At 72.6% G+C, this 17,926-nt stretch carries 22 protein-coding genes; 15 read left to right on the top strand and 7 right to left on the bottom strand.

What is annotated here, in order from left to right:
* Positions 1-16 precede the first annotated feature (16 nt).
* The 3 genes from J4709_RS15200 to alc are packed head-to-tail and all read left to right on the top strand — an operon-like array spanning position 17 to position 3,437.
* Complete coding sequence (locus J4709_RS15200; protein WP_307801259.1) at positions 17-1,156, top strand: glycerate kinase; 1,140 nt, start codon at positions 17-19, stop codon at positions 1,154-1,156.
* On the top strand, positions 1,153-2,460 hold the full coding sequence (gene allB, locus J4709_RS15195; RefSeq protein WP_208241149.1) for an allantoinase AllB: 1,308 nt from the start codon (positions 1,153-1,155) through the stop codon (positions 2,458-2,460). The genes J4709_RS15200 and allB overlap by 4 nt, the downstream gene beginning before the upstream one ends.
* Positions 2,457-3,437 carry an allantoicase gene (alc, locus tag J4709_RS15190; protein ID WP_208241148.1) on the top strand — a complete coding sequence of 327 codons (981 nt, stop codon included), beginning with the start codon at positions 2,457-2,459 and terminating at the stop codon, positions 3,435-3,437. The genes allB and alc overlap by 4 nt, the downstream gene beginning before the upstream one ends.
* Positions 3,438-3,473: 36 nt before the next feature.
* On the opposite strand, the gene J4709_RS15185 is transcribed toward alc, so the two are convergent.
* The gene (locus tag J4709_RS15185; RefSeq protein WP_173099355.1) at positions 3,474-3,707 is read right to left on the bottom strand and encodes a DUF397 domain-containing protein; all 234 of its coding nucleotides are present in this window, start codon (positions 3,705-3,707) and stop codon (positions 3,474-3,476) included.
* A 115-nt stretch (positions 3,708-3,822) separates the two neighbouring features.
* Entirely contained in the window at positions 3,823-4,470 is a 648-nt protein-coding gene (locus J4709_RS15180; RefSeq protein ID WP_372442082.1) for a TetR family transcriptional regulator, read from the bottom strand.
* Between the two features lie 258 nt (positions 4,471-4,728).
* On the opposite strand from J4709_RS15180, the gene J4709_RS15175 reads away from it, so the two are divergent.
* The 6 genes from J4709_RS15175 (at position 4,729) to J4709_RS15150 (ending at position 10,560) form a co-directional block, all read left to right on the top strand.
* Positions 4,729-5,835: an acyl-CoA dehydrogenase family protein gene (locus J4709_RS15175; protein WP_208241146.1), complete on the top strand. Its 1,107-nt coding sequence runs from the start codon at positions 4,729-4,731 to the stop codon at positions 5,833-5,835.
* Positions 5,836-7,008: an acyl-CoA dehydrogenase family protein gene (locus J4709_RS15170; RefSeq protein WP_208241145.1), complete on the top strand. Its 1,173-nt coding sequence runs from the start codon at positions 5,836-5,838 to the stop codon at positions 7,006-7,008.
* 16 nt (positions 7,009-7,024) lie between these two features.
* Positions 7,025-8,323 carry an OB-fold domain-containing protein gene (locus J4709_RS54720; RefSeq protein WP_307801258.1) on the top strand — a complete coding sequence of 433 codons (1,299 nt, stop codon included), beginning with the start codon at positions 7,025-7,027 and terminating at the stop codon, positions 8,321-8,323.
* Positions 8,320-9,486 carry a lipid-transfer protein gene (locus J4709_RS15160; protein ID WP_208241144.1) on the top strand — a complete coding sequence of 389 codons (1,167 nt, stop codon included), beginning with the start codon at positions 8,320-8,322 and terminating at the stop codon, positions 9,484-9,486. The genes J4709_RS54720 and J4709_RS15160 overlap by 4 nt, the downstream gene beginning before the upstream one ends.
* A 116-nt stretch (positions 9,487-9,602) precedes the next feature.
* A complete protein-coding gene (locus tag J4709_RS15155; RefSeq protein WP_208241143.1) occupies positions 9,603-9,890 on the top strand; it encodes a DUF3303 family protein in 288 nt (95 codons plus the stop codon).
* 49 nt (positions 9,891-9,939) lie between these two features.
* Positions 9,940-10,560: a TetR/AcrR family transcriptional regulator gene (locus J4709_RS15150; protein WP_232383526.1), complete on the top strand. Its 621-nt coding sequence runs from the start codon at positions 9,940-9,942 to the stop codon at positions 10,558-10,560.
* A gap of 7 nt (positions 10,561-10,567) precedes the next feature.
* On the opposite strand, the gene J4709_RS15145 is transcribed toward J4709_RS15150, so the two are convergent.
* Complete coding sequence (locus tag J4709_RS15145) at positions 10,568-11,416, bottom strand: LysR family transcriptional regulator (protein ID WP_208241142.1); 849 nt, start codon at positions 11,414-11,416, stop codon at positions 10,568-10,570.
* Between the two features lie 106 nt (positions 11,417-11,522).
* Here J4709_RS15145 and J4709_RS15140 point away from each other — a divergent pair, with 106 nt between their 5' ends.
* From J4709_RS15140 to J4709_RS15130, 3 genes are all read left to right on the top strand, one after another.
* Entirely contained in the window at positions 11,523-12,248 is a 726-nt protein-coding gene (locus tag J4709_RS15140; RefSeq protein ID WP_208241141.1) for an SDR family NAD(P)-dependent oxidoreductase, read from the top strand.
* Between the two features lie 73 nt (positions 12,249-12,321).
* Positions 12,322-12,951 (top strand): ClpP family protease, encoded by a 630-nt coding sequence (locus J4709_RS15135; RefSeq protein ID WP_208241140.1) that lies wholly within the window; start codon positions 12,322-12,324, stop codon positions 12,949-12,951.
* Positions 12,948-13,550, top strand: a complete 603-nt coding sequence (locus J4709_RS15130) for a ClpP family protease (RefSeq protein ID WP_208241139.1) — start codon at positions 12,948-12,950, stop codon at positions 13,548-13,550. The genes J4709_RS15135 and J4709_RS15130 overlap by 4 nt, the downstream gene beginning before the upstream one ends.
* Positions 13,551-13,553: 3 nt before the next feature.
* Here the strand turns inward: J4709_RS15130 and J4709_RS15125 are convergent, their stop codons facing one another.
* Positions 13,554-13,928 (bottom strand): helix-turn-helix domain-containing protein, encoded by a 375-nt coding sequence (locus J4709_RS15125; RefSeq protein ID WP_208241138.1) that lies wholly within the window; start codon positions 13,926-13,928, stop codon positions 13,554-13,556.
* An 81-nt stretch (positions 13,929-14,009) separates the two neighbouring features.
* Positions 14,010-14,759, bottom strand: coding sequence for an ATP-binding protein (locus tag J4709_RS15120; protein ID WP_208241137.1), 750 nt, complete (start codon positions 14,757-14,759; stop codon positions 14,010-14,012).
* A 191-nt stretch (positions 14,760-14,950) separates the two neighbouring features.
* Between J4709_RS15120 and J4709_RS15115 the strand changes: the two genes are divergently transcribed.
* Complete coding sequence (locus tag J4709_RS15115; protein WP_208241136.1) at positions 14,951-15,808, top strand: helix-turn-helix domain-containing protein; 858 nt, start codon at positions 14,951-14,953, stop codon at positions 15,806-15,808.
* A 17-nt stretch (positions 15,809-15,825) separates the two neighbouring features.
* Complete coding sequence (locus J4709_RS15110) at positions 15,826-16,041, top strand: DUF397 domain-containing protein (RefSeq protein ID WP_208241135.1); 216 nt, start codon at positions 15,826-15,828, stop codon at positions 16,039-16,041.
* Positions 16,042-16,144: 103 nt separating this feature from the next.
* Here the strand turns inward: J4709_RS15110 and J4709_RS15105 are convergent, their stop codons facing one another.
* Together J4709_RS15105 and J4709_RS15100 are read right to left on the bottom strand one after the other, a co-directional pair.
* Positions 16,145-16,510 (bottom strand): hypothetical protein, encoded by a 366-nt coding sequence (locus tag J4709_RS15105; protein WP_208241134.1) that lies wholly within the window; start codon positions 16,508-16,510, stop codon positions 16,145-16,147.
* 114 nt (positions 16,511-16,624) lie between these two features.
* Positions 16,625-17,029, bottom strand: coding sequence for a hypothetical protein (locus J4709_RS15100; RefSeq protein WP_208241133.1), 405 nt, complete (start codon positions 17,027-17,029; stop codon positions 16,625-16,627).
* Between the two features lie 165 nt (positions 17,030-17,194).
* Here J4709_RS15100 and J4709_RS15095 point away from each other — a divergent pair, with 165 nt between their 5' ends.
* Entirely contained in the window at positions 17,195-17,578 is a 384-nt protein-coding gene (locus J4709_RS15095; protein WP_208241132.1) for a hypothetical protein, read from the top strand.
* Positions 17,579-17,926: the final 348 nt, after the last annotated feature.

Raw genomic sequence — 17,926 nt, 5'->3', positions numbered from 1 at the left:
CGGAGAGGAGGCGCGCGTGCGGGGTCACGTGCTGATCGCGCCCGACAAGTTCAAGGGCTCGCTGACCGCCGCGCAGGTCGCCGGGCACCTCGCGGCCGGGCTCGCGCGGGCCGCCCCGCACGTGCCCCTCGCCCGGCTGCCCGTCGCCGACGGCGGGGACGGCACCGTCGAGGCGGCGGTGGCCTGCGGGTTCACCGAGGTCCGGGCGCAGGTGTCCGGGCCGACCGGGCGGCCGGTCGCCGCGTCCTACGCCGTCCGCGACGGGACGGCGGTGATCGAGCTGGCCGCGGCGTCCGGGCTGCGCCGGCTGCCCGGCGGGACCCCGGCGCCGCTGGCGGCGTCCAGCCGGGGGACCGGCGAGCTGATCGCGGCGGCGATCGAGCGCGGCGCGACCCGGATCGTCCTCGGCCTCGGCGGCAGCGCCTGCACCGACGGCGGCACCGGGATGGCCGCCGCGCTCGGCGCCCGGTTCCTGGACGCCGCCGGCGACCCGCTGCCGCCCGGCGGCGGCGCGCTCCGCTCGCTCGCCTCGATCGACCCGGGCGGCCTGCCGGCCCGGCTGCGCGGCGTGACGGTCGTCGTCGCCGGCGACGTCGACAACCGGCTCCTCGGCCCGGACGGCGCCGCCGCGGTCTTCGCCCCGCAGAAGGGCGCGACCGCGGCGGACGTCCGGGCCCTGGAGCGCGGCCTCGCCCGCCTCGACGCCGTCGCCCGCCGCGACCTCGGCGCGTACGCGGCGGACCGGCCGGGCGCGGGCGCGGCGGGCGGCACCGGGTTCGGCGCGATGGCGTTCCTCGGCGCCACCGTCCGGCCCGGCATCGGCTACCTGCTCGACCTGCTCGGCTTCGCCGCCCGCGCCGCCGGCGCCCGGCTGGTGATCACCGGCGAGGGGTCGCTCGACCGGCAGTCGCTGCGCGGGAAGGCGCCGGTCGGCGTCGCCCGCGCCGCGGCCCGGCTCGGCGTCCCCGCGATCGCCGTCGCCGGGCGGTGCGCGCTGACCGGCGAGCAGCTGCGCAAGGCGCGGCTCCAGGACGCCTACGCGCTCACCGACCTCGAACCCGATCCGGAGCGGTGCATGGCCGAGGCCGGCCCGCTCCTCGAACGGCTGGCCGAGCGGATCGGCCGCGACCAGCCCGCCCTGGGAGGAGCCGCGTGACCTACGACCTGGTGATCAGGACCCGGCGGGCCGTCCTGCCGGACGGCGAGCGCCCCGCCGCCGTCGCCGTCGCGGGCGGCCGCATCGCGGAGATCGCCGCCCGCGACGCGCCACTGCCCGCCGCGTTCGAGACCGACCTCGGCGCCGCCGCGCTGCTGCCCGGGCTCGTCGACACCCACGTCCACGTCAACGAGCCGGGCCGCACCGAGTGGGAGGGGTTCGCGACCGCGACCCGCGCCGCCGCGGCGGGCGGCGTCACCACCCTGATCGACATGCCGCTGAACTCGCTGCCGCCGACCGTGTCGGCGGGCGCGCTCGCGGTCAAGCGCGCCGCCGCGGCCGGGAAGCTGCACGTCGACGTCGGGTTCTGGGGCGGCGCGATCCCCGGGAACGTTCCGTCGCTGCGCCCGCTGCACGACGGCGGCGTGTTCGGATTCAAGTGCTTCGCCTCCGACTCCGGCGTCCCCGAGTTCCCGCCGCTGTCCTTCGCCGGGATGCGCGAGGCGTTCCGGGAGATCGCCTCGTTCGGCGGCCTCGTCATCGTGCACGCCGAGGACCCGTCCGCCCTCACCGACCCCGCGGACGGCGGGTACCCGGCGTTCCTCGCCTCCCGCCCGCCGGACGCCGAGCGCCGCGCCGTCGAGCAGGTCATCCGGCTCGCCGGGGAGACCGGCGTGCGCGCCCACATCCTGCACCTGTCCGCCGCCGACTGCCTCGAACCCCTCGCCAAGGCCCAGGCGGACGGCCTGCCCGTCACCGCCGAGACCTGCCCCCACTACCTCGTCCTGTCCGCCGACGAGGCTGGAGGGCCCGCTTACAAGTGCTGCCCGCCGATCCGCGACCCCGCCAACCGCGACGCGCTCTGGCAGGGGCTCGCTTCCGGCGTCATCTCCTGCGTGGTCAGCGACCACTCGCCGTCCACGCCCGACCTGAAGCAGGGCGACTTCGCCACCGCGTGGGGCGGCATATCGTCCCTCCAGCTCGGCCTCCCCGCCGTCTGGACGGCCGCCCGCGCGCGCGGGCACGACCTCGCGGACGTCGTCCGCTGGATGGCCGAGGGACCGGCCGCGCTCGCCGCCGTCTCCGGCAAGGGCCGCATCGCCGTCGGCAACGACGCCGACCTCGTCGCGTTCGACCCCGACGCGCCGTTCACCGTCGACCCGTCCCGGCTGCGCCACCGCCACCCGATCACCCCGTACGGGGGCCGCACCCTCACCGGGACCGTCCGGGCGACCTGGCTGCGCGGCGCCCTCGCCGGCGACGCGCCGGCCGGCCGCATGCTCACCCGAAAGGAGACCCCTTGACCGACTTCACCACCCTTCCCGACCTCGCCGTCCGCACCCTCGGCGGCTCGGTCACGGCCGCCAGCGACGAGTCCTTCGAGGAGAAGGAGAACCTGATCAACCCGTGGGCGCCGGCGTTCCGGCCCGAGACGTTCGGGCCGAAGGGCCAGGAGTACGACGGGTGGGAGACGCGCCGCCGCCGCGAGCCCGGCCACGACTGGGCGCTGATCCGGCTCGGCCTGCCCGGCGTCGTCCGCGGCGTCGTCATCGACACCGCCTGGTTCAAGGGCAACTACCCGCCGCACGCGTCCGTCGAGGCGTGCGCGGTGGACGGGCACCCCGGCGACCCGTCCGGCGCCGAATGGGTGGAGATCGTCCCGAAGAGCCCGCTGCGGGGCGACACCGTGCACGCGTTCCCGGTGGACGCCGAGCGGCTCGTCACCCATGTCCGGCTGAACATGTTCCCGGACGGCGGGATCGCGCGGCTCCGCGTGCACGGCGAGGTCGTCCCCGACCCCGCGCACCTCACCGGCCTCACCGTCGACCTGGCCGCCCTGGAGAACGGCGCCCGCGTCGTCGAATGCTCGAACATGTTCTACTCGTCGCCGGACAACATGCTGTTCCCCGGCCTCGCGCGCAACCAGGCGGAGGGCTGGGAGACCGCGCGTCGCCGCGAGCCCGGCAACGAATGGGCGGTGGTCCGGCTGGCCGCTCCGGGGACGATCCGGCTGGCCGAGGTCGACACCACGAACCTGAAGTTCAACGCGCCCGCCGAGGTCTCCCTCACCACGCCGGACGGTACGACGCTGCTGCCGCGGACCCGCCTCCAGCCGGACGCCCGGCACCGGTTCCGCGTCGAGACGCCCGAGGTCTCCCACGTCCGGGTGAACATCCACCCCGACGGCGGCCTGGCCCGCCTGCGCCTGTGGGGGAGCCTCACGCCGGCGGCGGAACGGTCCCTGGCGGGCCGCTGGGACGACCTGCGGCCGGGCGCCTGATCCGGGGGGCTCCGGGGCGCCCGGCGGCCGGGGGCGTCAGCCCTCGGCGGGCTCCTCCTCCAGGAGGTCGTCGAACTCGCCGTCCTTGACCCCGGCGATGAAGGCGTCCCACTCGGCCTCGGTGAAGTACAGGATGGGGCCCTCGGGGTTCTTCGCGTCGCGCATCACGACGGCGCGGTCGCCGAAGTCCTTGTGCTGGACGGGAACGTCCTTGCCATCGATGAACTCGATGATGACCCCGTCGCTGAGGATCGGCTCCTGCTCGGTCACTGGCACACCTTCCCTGTCCGCCGGTTCCGTCCGCCCGGTCGCGTCCCACAGTAGTGCGCGGTGACCGGCCGCACACGGGAAAGGACGGGGCTCCGGCGGGCGTGCGGGGCCCTCCTCAGTCGGTGAGGAGGCGGTCGGCGGAGATCTCCAGCCGGGCCTGGATCACCTCGGCGGTCGCCTGGCCGCGCAGCATCTCGATCATCTCCATCGTCCACACCGACGACAGCGCGCGGGCGACGACGCGGCGCCGGTCGTCGGCCGGGACGCCGCCGGCCGGGCCGACCGCGGCGCGCAGCATCAGGTTCGTCATCCGCTCGCTGAAGTCGGTCTTGACGTCCGACAGCAGCAGCGAGCGGATCAGCGCCTCGGCGAGCTCGGGCTCGCGCATCAGCCCGCGCGTCGCGCGCATCAGCACCTCGACGGTGCGCTCGGCGGCCGTGCCGCCGCGCGGCGGGCGGCGCTCGATGCTGCCCTCCAGGAGGTCGATCTCCTCGCTGACGACCGCGACGACCAGGTCCATCTTGGACGGGAAGTAGCGGTAGAGCGTGCCGAGCGCGACGCCGGCGCGCTCGGCGACGGTGCGCATCTGCATCGCCTCGATGCCGCCGCGGGAGGCCAGCGCGGCGGCGGCCTGGACGATACGCTTGCGCCGCTGGTGCTGGCTGCGCGAGCGCACGCCCTGCCCCGCGGCCTGGCCCGCCCGCCGGTCCGCCGCGGCGCCGCCCGAAGGCTCGTCCCCGGTCACTGTCGGCTCTGCGGTCACGGTCATCCTCCTCGCGCGGGCGCCCGCTTCGGGCGCCGCTCCGGCCTCCAGCGTACAGGTCGCGCGAGAACCTGTTATCTGATTGGCCGCGGCGGGTCGCCGATCGGGGGCCCGCCGGGTGGTCACCGAACCCTTACTTGCTAGGTGAATCCGCGTTTCGGCGATGCCGGTCACGCCGCTGGACACAGACTAGAATCTGTTCTACTTTTTCGCCGTGGGCGTCCGTCCGGCCGGCCGCGCCAGGAAGGGAGCGGATGAGTGGACTTCAACCTCGACGAGACCCAGCAGGAGCTGAAGGGGCTCGCGGCGGACCTGCTCGCGCGGGAGGCCGCGCAGGAGCGGCTGGAGGCGTTCGAGAAGAGCGGCGCCGCCTATGACGACGCCACCTGGAAGGCGTTCGCGCAGGCCGGGCTGATCGGCGCGGTGCTGCCCGAGGACGCCGGCGGCGCCGGGCTCGGCCCGGTCGAGCTCGCGGTGATCCTCCGCGAGGCCGGCGCGCGGACGGCGCCGATCCCCGCCTACGCCTCGCTGGCGCTCGCGGCCGTCCCGATCGCCAAGCACGGCACCGCCGAGCAGCGCGCGCTGCTCGGGCCGCTGGCCGAGGGCGAGACCGTGCTGACCGGCGCGTACCGCGAGGTCGGCCCGGCCGGCGAGGTCGCGGCCACGGCCCGGCGCGACGGCGACGGCTACGTGCTCGACGGCGTGAAGACGTTCGTCCCCTACGCGCAAGAGGCGGCGCGGATCCTCGTCCCGGCGCGGGTCGAGGGCGCCGGCATCGGGGTCTTCCTCGTCGAGCCGTCCGCCGCGACGATCACCCCGCAGCACTCCGCGACGACCGAGCCGCTGTCGCGCGTCGCGCTCGACGGCGTCCGCGCCGGCGCCGGCGCCCTGCTCGGCGGGACCGCCGACGGCGCCGCCTGGGACACCCTGCGGCTGTCCGCCGTCGCGGGCGCGGTCGCGCTGTCGTCCGGCGTCATCGAGGGCGCGCTGGAGCTCACCAAGGAGTACACCAAGACCCGCGAGCAGTTCGAGCGGGCGCTCGCGCAGTTCCAGGCCGTCACCATGCAGATCAGCGACGTCTACATCGCCAAGCGCGCGCTGGACGTGGCCGTCTGGGCCGGCGTGTGGCGGCTCGCCGAGGGCGCCGCCGACGCCGAGGAGCTGCTCACCATCGCCGCCTACAACGCGTGCGACCCCGTCGTGAAGGCGCTCTACACCTGCCAGCACCTGCACGGCGGCATCGGCCTCGACATCACCTACCCGCTGCACCGGTACTTCGCCTGGGGCAAGCAGGCCGGGCACCTGCTCGGCGGCGCGGAAGACCGGCTCGACTCACTCGGCGCGCTCATCGCCCAGGAGGCCTGAATGTTCATCGACCTGACCGGGGAGCAGAAGAAGCTCCGCGCCGAGCTGCGCGAGTACTTCGAGAACTGCCTGACCGCCGAGCAGCGCGCCGCGATCGGCGCCGACCCGTTCGGCCCCGCCTACCTGGAGCACTGCAGGCGCCTCGGGCGCGACGGGATGCTCGGCGTCGCGCTGCCGAAGGAGTACGGCGGCCGCGGCTTCGGCCCCGTCGAGCAGACCATCTTCGCCAACGAGATCGCCCGCGCCGAGGTCACCTACCCGCTCATCACGCTGAACTCCGTCGCGCCGACGATCCTGCAGTACGGGTCGGACGCGCACAAGGAGTTCTTCATCCCGCGGATCCTCGCCGGCGAGTGCCACTTCGCGATCGGCTACAGCGAGCCGGGCGCCGGCACCGACCTCGCCGCGCTGCGCACCACCGCCGTCAAGGACGGCGACCACTACGTGGTGAACGGCCAGAAGATCTTCACCTCCGGCGCGCAGACCGCCGACTACGTGTGGCTCGCCGCCCGCACCGACCCGGCCGCGAAGAAGCACAAGGGCATCTCGATGCTCATCGTGGACTGCAAGGACCCCGGCTTCTCCTGGACGCCGATCATCACCATGGACGGCGCGCACCACACCAACTCCACCTACTTCCAGGACATCCGCGTCCCCGCGGACATGCTGATCGGCGGGGAGAACAACGGCTGGGACCTGATCGTCAACCAGCTCAACCACGAGCGGGTCACGCTCGGCCCGGCCGGCAACATCGGGCACACCCGCAACCGGTTCGAGGACTGGGCCCGCGCCACCGCCGGACGCGACGGCCGGCCGCTCCTCGCCGAGCCCGCCGTCCGCCGCGCGCTCGCCCAGGTGCACGCCTACCTGCGCGTCAACGAGATCCTCAACTGGCAGGTCGCGGCGAACCAGGACCTCGGCTGGCTCGGCGCCGCAGACGCGTCCGCCACCAAGATCTACGCCTCGGAGCGGGTGCAGGAGGTCGGCCGGATCGTCGGGGACGTCCTCGCCCGCTACGGCGACCCCGGCGACCCGGCCACCGCGGAGTTCATGCGGGTGACCGACCGGATGGCCAAGGGCGCGCTCGTGCTCACCTTCGGCGGCGGCGTCAACGAGATCCAGCGCGAGCTGATCGCGATGATCGGCCTCGGCCTGCCGCGCGCACCGCGCTGACCCGGACGGGAGACCCGTGCACGACGAACTGATGGCGCTCGCCGGGCGGCTCGCCGCCGCCGGCGAGCGGCCCCCGCTGCCCTGCCCCGACCCGGTGAACGCGGCGATGATCCGCAACTGGACGCAGGCCCTCGGCGACACCGGGACCTGGGACGACGTCGCGCCGCCCGCGATGATCCAGGTGTGGTCGATGCCCGGCCTCGTCCGCCGCCCGGACCAGAAGGGCGCCGCGGACCAGGTGCTGGGGATGCTGGACGCCGCCGGCTACACCGGCATCGTCGCCACCAACTGCGACCAGACCTACGACCGCTGCGTGAAGGTCGGCGAGCAGCTGAGCACGCGGATGCGGTTCGGCGGCGTCACCGGCCCGAAGCGGACCGCGATGGGCGAGGGCTACTTCGTCACCTGGTACCAGTCCTGGTACGACGAGAACGACGAGCGCGTCGCCGAGATGCTGTTCCGGGTGCTGAAGTTCAGGCCCGGCAAGCGGCCGCCCGCCGCCAGCACCGGCGGGAGGTACCCGCTGCGCCCCGCGGTCGGCAAGGACACCGCGTTCTTCTGGGACGGGGTGAACGCCGGCGAGCTGCGCATCCAGCGCTGCGCCGACTGTGGAACGCTCCGCCACCCGCCCGGCCCGATGTGCCCGCACTGCCATTCGCTGAACCGCGACCACGTCGTGGCGAGCGGACGCGGCGTCGTGCACAGCTACGTCGTCCACCACCACCCGCCCGTCCCCGGCCGGACGCCCCCGTACGCCGTCGCGGTCGTGGAGCTGGAGGAGGGCGTCCGGATCGTCGGGAACGTCAACGGCTGCCCGCCCGACCAGGTGCGGGTCGGCATGCCGGTCCGGCTGGTGTTCGAGCGGATGGACGACGAGCTCGTCCTCCCGCAGTGGACCCCGGCGGACGCCCCGCCGCCCGCGCCGCCTTCGCCGCCCGCCGCGACCGCGGTCGCGGAGCCGGCGTCCGGCGGCCTGGAGATCGAGCTGACCCCGACGTTCATCATCTCGACCGCCATCGCGACGCGCGACTTCATGCCCGTCCACCACGACCCCGCGCAGGCCCGCGCACAGGGCTCGAAGGACATCTTCGTCAACATCCTGACCAGCATCGGGCTCGTCCAGCGGTACGCGCTGGAGACCGTCCGGGACGCGACGCCGGAGAGCATCGAGGTGCGCCTCGGCGCGCCCGCCTACGCCGGCGACACCCTCACCCTCACCGGCGACCGCGTCGACGACCGCACCCTCCGCGTCCGCGGCGCGGTGAGCCTAGGCGACCACCTCACCGCCACGGTCCGCTTCAAGGAGGCGCGATGAGCCTGTCGGGGAAGGCCGCGATCGCCGGCATCGGCGCGACCGAGTTCTCCAAGGAGTCGGGCCGCTCGGAGCTGCAGCTCGCCGCCGAGGCGTGCCTCGCCGCGATCAAGGACGCGGGGCTGACGCCCTCCGACGTCGACGGTCTGGTCACCTACACCGCCGACGCCAACTCCGAGATCGCCGTCCAGCGCGAGCTCGGCATCCCCGCGCTGCGGTTCTTCTCCCGCGTCGACTACGGCGGCGGCGCGGCCTGCGGCACCGTCGCGCACGCCGCGATGGCCGTCGCGACCGGCCAGGCGAACGCGGTGCTGTGCTACCGCGCGTTCAACGAGCGCTCCGGCCACCGCTTCGGCCAGGCCGCCCCGTCCGGCCGCGTCGACGCGACCGGCCTGGAGTTCTCCTGGCACCTGCCGTTCGGCTTCGCGACCCCCGCCGCGTGGGTCGCGATGCAGGCCCGCCGCTACATGCACGACTACGGCGCGACCAGCGAGGACTTCGGACGGGTCGCCGTCGCGATGCGCCGCCACGCGGCCACGAACCCGGCCGCCTGGTTCCACGGGCGCCCGATCACGCTGGAGGAGCACCAGGCGTCCCGGTGGATCGTCGACCCGCTGCACCTGCTGGACTGCTGCCAGGAGTCCGACGGCGGCGTCGCGGTGCTGGTCACGTCCCTGGACCGCGCCCGCGACCTGCCGAACCGGCCCGCCGTCATCACCGCGGCGGCGCAGGGCACGGGCCCGGACCAGATGATGATGTTCGGCTACTACACCGGCGAGCTGTCCGCGCTGCCCGCGATGGCGACCGTCGGCGACACGCTCTGGGCCCAGTCCGGGCTTTCCCCGGATGACGTCCAGACCGCGATCCTCTACGATCATTTCACCCCGTTTGTCCTGGTTCAGCTGGAGGAGCTCGGCTTCTGCGGCCGCGGCCAGGCGAAGGACTACATCAAGGACGGTGGCATTGAGCTCGGCGGCAGGCTTCCGGTCAACCCCAACGGGGGTCAGCTGGGTGAGGCGTACATCCACGGCATGAACGGCATCGCCGAGGCCGTCCGGCAGGTGCGGGGGGCCGCGGTGAACCAGGTCCCGGACGTCCGCAACGTCCTGGTGACCGCGGGCACCGGCGTGCCCACCAGCGGCCTCGTCCTCAGCGCTCCCGAGTAGCGTCCCACCTGCGCGTTTGCCGCAGGACCGGAGGGACACACTCACTCCGACGCCGCCGGGCTCCCACGCGTGCGCGGGCAGCCGCGCCGGTCCGGCGGCACACGGGGGCCAGGGCGATGAGGATGATGCTGCGGGCGCGGATGGACACCCGGATGGGGAACGAGGCGCTCAAGAACGGCACGCTGCCGGAGACCATGCAGGCGCTGGTGGACAAGCTCAAGCCCGAGGCGGCCTACTTCACCGCCGTCGAGGGCCGGCGCTGCGCCACCCTCGTCTTCGACATGCAGGACAGCTCCCAGATCCCCTCGATCGCCGAGCCGCTCTTCAAGGCCCTCGGCGCGGAGATCGAGATCGTCCCGGCGATGAACCTGGACGACCTGCGGAAGGGCCTCGCCGCGCTCTGAGGCGCGGACCGGATGCCGCGCATAATCCGGTTACTGGAATAATCGGATTATGCGACTGACGAGGGAGGAGACCAAGGAGCGCAACCGCCGGGCCCTGCTCGACGCCGCGCTCCGGACCGTCTCCCGCGACGGCTACCAGGCCAGGCTCGAGGACATCGCGGAGCGGGCCGGCCTGACGACCGGCGCCATCTACTCGCTGTTCGGCAGCAAGGACGGCCTGCTCACCGAGCTGGTCACCGGCTACCTGCGCCCGCACTACGCGGAGATCGAGCGCGCGGTCCCGCCCGGCCTGGCCCTGGCGGAGGCGGTCGGCGCCTACGCCCGGCACTACCGGCGCACGTGCGACGGGACGGGCGCGCGGGCGGGCCTGTCGGTCCAGCTCGGCCTGCTGGACATGGCCCTGCGCACCGCCGACCCGGGCTCGCAGCTCGCACCCCTCTTCCAGACCCACGAGGAGCAGCTCACCGCGCTGTTCACCGGCCGCGCCCACGGCGGCGGCACCGTGACCCCCCAACAAGCGAAACGCCTGGCCGTCGCACTGGGCGCCCTCTTCATCGGCCTAGGCCAGGGCGTGGTCCTCGGCCTCGCCCCGTCCGCCGACGAACAATACTTCGCCGACGCAGCCCTGGCCCTGGTCACCAACACCTCCCTCCTCGACGCCCAGGACTGACCGGCCGCTAGAGGCGGGTCGCCGTGCGGATCAGGGCGGCCAGGGCGGGGGAGCGGCTGTGCGGCGGCCAGGCGATCACGGTGGTCACCGGCGGTGCGTCCAGGACGGGGACTGCGGTGAGGCCGTCGCCGAGGTGGGGGCGGCTCGACTCCGGCAGGATCGCCGACGCGCGGCCTAGCGCGATCAGCTGGAGCAGCTGCACGTGGTCGCGGACGCGGAGGCCCGGGCCGTCCGGGTAGCTGCCGTCGGGGCGCGGCCAGCGGGGCAGCGGCAGGTCGGGCAGCCCGGTCACGTCGGCGGTCAGCAGGTGGGGCCTCGTAGTGAGGGGGTGCCCGGCCGGCAGGACCGCCACCTGCCCCTCGGTGCGCAGCTCCTCGGTGTCGAGGCCGGTCGTCGAGTCGAACGGCCGGTGCAGCAGCGCGACGTCGGCGCGGCCGTCGCGCAGCAGCCGCTCCTGCTCGCCCGGGGCGCACAGGAGCACGTCGACGGGTGCCGCGGACGGTTCGGCGGCGTGGGCGTCGAGGAGCTTCGCCAGCAGCTCGCCGGCCGCCCCCGCCTTGGTGACGAGGACGAGCGCGGGCCGTCCGGTCGCCGCGGCGGCGGCGCGGCGGGTGCGGCGGTCCGCGGCCTCGACGGCGTCGAGCGCGGCCCGGCCCTCGCGGAGCAGCACCGCCCCCGGACCGGTCAGCGCGATGGTGCGGTTGGTGCGGTCCAGCAGCGTCGTCCCGAGCCGCCGTTCGAGCCGCTGGATCGCCCGCGACAGCGGCGGCTGCGCGATCCCGAGCCGTTCGGCGGCGCGCCCGAAGTGCAGTTCCTCCGCGACGGCGACGAAGTACCGCAACTCCCGCGTCTCCATGCCGCCACGCTACCCGCCACCGGCCCGCGTGCGATACCGCTGGGGTATCGCACCCCACCCAGACGGTGTTGGAAGTCCGACCCGTCCGGCGGCGAGGATCGCAGACATGAGCGAACAGAAGACCGCGCTGGTCAGCGGCGCGAACAAGGGCATCGGATACGAGATCGCGGCGGGCCTGGCCGCCCTCGGCTGGAGCGTCGGCGTCGGCGCCCGCAACGAGGAGGCCCGGGCCGCCGCGGTGGACAAGCTCCGCGCCGCCGGAGCCGACGCGTTCGGCGTGCCGCTGGACGTGACCGACGACGCGAGCGTCACCGCCGCCGCCGCGCTGATCGAGGAGCGCGCCGGCCGCCTCGACGCGCTCGTCAACAACGCCGCCATCACCGGCGGCATCCCGCAGGAGCCCACCCGGGTCGCCCCCGACACCATCCGGGCCGTCGTGGAGACCAACGTCATCGGCGTCGTCCGCGTCACCAACGCGATGCTGCCGCTGCTGCGGCGCTCGCCGTCCCCCCGGATCGTGAACATGTCCAGCACCGTCGGGTCCCTCACCCGGCAGACGACGCCCGGCGCCGAGACCGGCCCGATCTCCGCCGCCTACGCGGCGTCCAAGACCTTCCTCAACGCCGTCACCGTCCAGTACGCCAAGGAGCTGCACGGCACGGACATCCTGATCAACGCGGGCTGCCCCGGCTTCTGCGCGACGGACCTGAACGGCTTCCGCGGCGTCCGCACCCCCGAGCAGGGCGCGGCCATCGCGGTCCGTCTCGCGACCCTTCCCGACGGCGGCCCCACCGGCGCGTTCTTCGACGACGACGGCTCGATTCCCTGGTGACGCTGCTGCGAGCGGATCCGCCGTGGGCGGATAGGGCTGTGACCGCTGCGCGCGTTGCCGCAGGGTGAAGGGCATGAGCGAGGAACAGAAGAGCCCTTTGTTCAACGAACGCGTGCGGCGCGAGCTCTACGCGCAGCGCGTCCTCGTCCTGGACGGCGTGCTCGACGACGACAACGGAACGCTGCTCGCGACGCAGCTGATCACCCTGGCGGGGGAGGACCCGTCGGCCGACATCGCGCTGTGGATCCATTCCCCCGGCGGGTCCGTGCCGTCGATGCTCGCGATCCGCGACGTCATGCGGCTGATCCCGTGCGACGTGGCGACGGTGGTGCTCGGCATCGCCTACAGCGCCGGGCAGTTCCTGCTGTCGTCCGGGACGCCCGGCAAGCGCCGCGCGATGCCGCACGCCCGCGTGCTGATGCACCAGGGCTCCGCCGGCATCGGCGGCGCCGCCGTCGACATCGAACTGCAGGCCAACGACCTGCGCCACACCCGCGACACGGTGCTCGGGCTGATCGCCGAGGACACCGGCCAGCCCCTGGAGCGGGTCTTCGAGGACTCGCTGCACGACCGCTGGTACACCGCGACAGAGGCGCTCGAATACGGGTTCATCGACGCGATCGTCGACGCCTACGACGACGTCGTGCCGCCCCGCCGCCGCCCGGTCGGGCTCGGCGCGCCCTCCGGAGGATCCGCCCGATGAGCAGCTACACCATTCCGAACGTCATCGCGCGGGACTCGCGCGGCGAACGCATCATGGACGTCTACTCGCACCTGCTGACGGAGCGGATCATCTACCTCGGCACCGCCATCGACGCCGGGGTCGCGAACGCGCTCGTCGCACAGCTGATCCACTTGGAGGCGGACAACCCCGACGGCGACATCCAGCTGTACATCAACTGCGAAGGCGGCGACCCGAGCGCGATGCTCGCCGTGTACGACACGCTGCGCTACATCCGCCCGCAGATCGCGACGACCTGCGTGGGGCAGGCCGTCGCCGTCGGCGCGGTGCTCCTCGCCGCGGGCGCGCCCGGCAAGCGCGCCGCGCTGCCGCACACCCGCGTCGTCCTGCACCAGCCGATGGGCCAGGGCCGCGGCGCGATCCCCGACCTCATCCTCCAGGCGGACGAGGTCGTCCGCGTCCGCGCGGACATCGAGGGCATCCTGTCCCGGCACACCGGGCAGGACGTCGCGACGCTGCGCGCCGACACCGACCGCGACCGCGTCTTCACCGCGAAGACGGCGAAGGAGTACGGCCTCATCGACCACGTGATCGAGGAACGGCGGCCGATCCCCGTGTAGCGGCTAGGCCGCCAGGGCGTAGGCGGCCATGCAGGTCGGTCCGGCCGGCGCCGTCCGCACCGGCGCCGGCGCCACGGCCACGAGGCTCGTCGCGACGTCCAGCGCGAGGTCGGCGAGCGTCACGTCCAGGGCGCCGGCGACCGCGGCGATCATCTCGCTCGACGGCTCCTTGATGCCGCGTTCCATCTCGGAGAGGTACTGCGGGGAGACCCCGGCGCGGCGCGCGGTCTCCGTCAGGATCTCGCCGCGCTCGGTGCGCCGGCGCCGCAGGCACCGGCCGAGCGCGTCGCGCCACAGCGGCTCCGCCGGCCGGCGCGGCGCGGTCGGCTCGTGCGGCGTCTCGCCGGCGGGCATGAGCGGTCGGGTCGTCTCGGCCATGCGCACACGGTAACCCGGCGCCGCCGCCGGACACCACGCGTTCCGCCCACCGCAGAAGCGGACAACCCCGGCGCGGCGGACTCAGGGGGAGAAGGCCGGGCCGGTTCCGCCGTCCAGATGGCGGACGACCTGCTCGGCCGTCTCCTGGAGGTCGACGAGCGGACGGCGGACGTAGCGGGTCGCGGACGCCCACCAGCAGAAGTGCCGCCGATGGACCCAGACGTTCAGGCCGGGCAGGGCGACGACCGAGACGCCGCGCTCGTCGCTGCTCCGCGTCCCCCGGAACCCGCGCCGCGTCACGCAGAGCAGGAGGCACTGCGCGGCCGTCCCCGGATGCACCCTGACCGTCCGGCCCGGCCAGGCGAGGGGAAGCGGAAGCAGGAACCAGACGGCCTTGCCCGAGACGGCCCTCTCAGCGACCCGCGACCGCGTCGCCGCACACCCCCACCCGGCGGTGAACTCCTCAAGAATCGCAAGCCCCTTGCCGCGCTCGTCGAGGAGGCCGGCCCCGGACGCATACGGCATTGACGTCCGAGCGCAGTCGAACACCGAGACGACGAGTTGAGGGGACGGGACCATCCGCGCCCACACCCACAGTTCCGGCGGCGCGTGCGGCCGGTCGTGCGGCGCGGGATGCCCGTAACGGAGCGCGTTGGTCGCGGTCTCGGAGACGGCGAGCTTCCCGTCCTCGATCACGTCCCGCCCCAGCCCGAGCCCGGCCAGCGTCCGCTGAAGGTACGCCCGCGCCGCCGCCGGCCCACTCTCATCACTAGGAAGCCGCCAGACACACACCCCGCCCACCCCGAGGTTCGCCGCACCCTCAACCACCATCGGATCCCGCCTTCTGCAGGTTCTACGGTCGCCGACAGCGACCCGAAGTCACTGTCAGTGTCATCTCGGTCACATAGTGCGCTGCTAGCCTCCGTATCCGCAACAGTTTCAGGGAAGAAGTCAGAGATCATTTTGGCGATCTTCCGGCGATCCGCTTGTCGGCCGACTACGGACCGGGCATGCTCGGTCACATGCCAGCCAGGCCCCCGACCATTCGCGAACGCCGCCTCGCCGCTGAGCTGCGCAGGCTGCGAGAGAACACCACGCCGTTGAACCTCGAAGAGGCCGCCGGGCGGCTCGCGTGGAGCAAGACCAAGCTGTCCCGGATCGAGAACGCCCTTCGCCGGGTCACGCCGACCGAGGTGCAGCAGATGCTCGACCTCTACGGGGTGGCCGGTCCACGCTCCGACGCTCTCGTCGGCTTCTCGCGGACGACGCGACAGCGCGGTTGGTGGGACAGCTACGAGAACAGCCTGCCCACCGACTATGCGACGTACATGGGCCTGGAAGCCGAGGCCGAATGGCTCAACTCCTACACGTTGGGCCTGGTCCACGGTCTGATGCAGACCGACGACTACACCTACCACGTGACCAAGTCGATCTTGATGCGCTTCTCTCCTACCTCGGAGGTCGAGAGGCGCGTTTCGGCTCGCATGGCGCGGCAGAAGGCATGGCTGGAGCGCGAGCAGCCCGCCAGGTTGTGGACGATTCTGGACGAGACGGCGCTCACGCGCGCCATGGGCGGCCCCAATGTGATGCGCGCTCAGTACCGTCGCATCATCGAACTGGCCGACCTCCCGCATGTGATGTTCCAGATCATGCCCGTGGCCGCCGGTGGGCACCCCGGTGTCGTGGGCAGCTTCGCGATCATGGGATTTCCTGAACGCTTCACTCCGAACGTCGTCTACGTCGAGAACATGACAAGCGCCCTGTACATCGAGGACGAGAAGGAGGTGCACACCTACTCTTTGGCGTTCGAGCAGATGGGGGCCATGGCTCTGAGCCCGGAGGAGTCACTGGCTATGCTCGAACGGCTTGCACGGCAATAGGTATCAGGAGGGGCATAGTGTCCGATCTCCCCCTCGACCGGGCGATCTTTCGGAAGAGCAGTCACAGCGAAGGAGCCAACGGCTGTGTCGAGGCGTGCGTTTCCGGCTCTCACCGCCTCGTCCGGGACTCCAAGAACCCCGACGGCGGCTTTCTCAGCCTGGGGCCGGGTGCGTGGGCGGCCTTGGTGTCGGAGATCAAGCAGGGGACGTACGACTTCGACGAAGCGCGCTGAGACGAGCATCAGATCGCCGAGCTGTGGCGGCTGGGCGTTCGTCCACCGGACGCCTGGTGGCGGCGACGACCGGAGCCGCGCCTGTTGAACGCCGGCCTGGTGTCTAGGGGGCCGGGGTTGTGCGGCGGTGCAGGTGAAGGGTCAGGGCGAGCAGGCCGAGCGGGGTGCCCACGGCCAGGGCGCCGACCGCCTTGTGCTCCCGGGCGGAGACCGCCGCGGCGCATCCGGACGTGCCGAGTTCGTCGGGTCCGGCGTCGGAGCCGTACTGCCGCTTGTTGAACGCCTCCCGGTCGAAGAGCGCGGGTACACCGCACGACATCGGCTGCTGGAAGCTTCCGTCGTTGTCGAAGGACGGCGGGAGGAGCATCAGGCCGAGCGCCAGGAGGAAGCCGCCCACCGCCGGAACCGCGCAGACCCAAGCACAAATGAGCAGGTCTCGGTTGGTCCGGGGCATGTTGGTGTCGGTCACGCCGGGAGACGTTATCGCGACGTACGCGAACGGCATCGCGGTGGTCCGGTCTCCCCGTCCAAGACCATGGCTTGAGCTGAACGGCTCCGCCGCCTCACCGAGCGAGACGACGTCTCAGGCGACCTTGGTGATCTTGCATTCGATGCCGCCGTGCCCGATCGGGGCTTGCGCCGCGGTGGTTCCTCTGAAGGCGTTCGTGCCCTGAACCTCGAAGGTCTGAAGGCCGATCCGCTGCCGAGACGCCGCGTCCAGAACCTCGACGGTGACCGAGTAGCGCGTCGCGTTGCCCGTGATCGTGCCGCTGATCGTCACCGTGCTCTTCGAACCGGTCGTGTTCACCTGGCATTCGACGTGGGTGCTGTAGCTCTTCGGGCCAAGGCTGGACTGGGCGCTCCCCTTTTGCGCACCGGTCAGGTAGAGAACGGCGAGCAGTCCCAGGAGCCCTGCCGAACCCAAGGCGATGAACAAGAAGGTCTTCCACCTGGGGCGCCGACGCGGGCCGTAGTCGTCATCGGCCATGGTCCACTCGTGAGTCGGCATCGCTGTCCCGTCACCCTGATCGATCCTGCTGCGCGAAGTCTGCGCAGGTCAGCATATAGGTCAGTACGTGTGACTTGATCTTGTTGGTCCGGTATCCGGCGCTGGTGGCCGCGTCACCGTGGCCCGCCCAAGGACGGCGCCCAAGTGTTGTTCATCTTTGCGGCCTGCCTCGCCGTGAGCGTCGTGGGCGTCGGCGGATACCTCGTTTTCCGGGCCGTGAACAAGCCCGCGCACAACGGCCTGATCGCGGCCATCCTGGATCCGAGCGACTCGCCATCGACGAAAGCCGAAATCCAACGGCGCGTGGTGTCGATGCCGCAGGTCGCAGTGGACTACGACGCTTCACCCGAGGAACTGCCTCGGTGGTTCAAGGGCCGGCACCCGTGGGGCGACATGCACCCTGAGGCGTATCTGGTGAAACTGCGCCCGGGCGCCGATCGCGACACCCTCAAGGCGCACCTCCGCGAATTGCCCGGCGTCTACATGGTCACGGACGTCCCCGACACTGGCCGAACCATCGGCGTCTGAGCACAGCGCCTGCCGGAGGAGTCGGTCAGGTACAGAACGATCTCGTCGGTTCTTCGGTGGTCGGGGGTCCTCGCTGAAGGTGTGGGCGATCGGTCATCGGGCCGACTTATCTCGTGTGGCATGACCGCCGAACGGTGGGTCAGGGGGCTGAATATGAGGTGGGTCGATTGCCTGGCGGGGGTGTCGTGCGAGGATCGTTTGTTCTTCCGGGTGGTGGGTTGGGCATTGTTCTTTCGTGGCTCTATCTGCGGCCCCTGAATGATGGTTTTTTGGTGCCGTAATGCCTGGTCGGGGTAGGGGGCGCTGGTGGAGCGGCCAGATTTTCGTGGCATTTCGGTGATGTTGGGA

This window comes from Actinomadura violacea (genome assembly GCF_017573465.1).
GTDB lineage: Bacteria > Actinomycetota > Actinomycetes > Streptosporangiales > Streptosporangiaceae > Spirillospora > Spirillospora violacea.
Note: the sequence above shows the minus strand (reverse complement) of the source record. Positions and strands in the feature narration are given on the sequence as shown.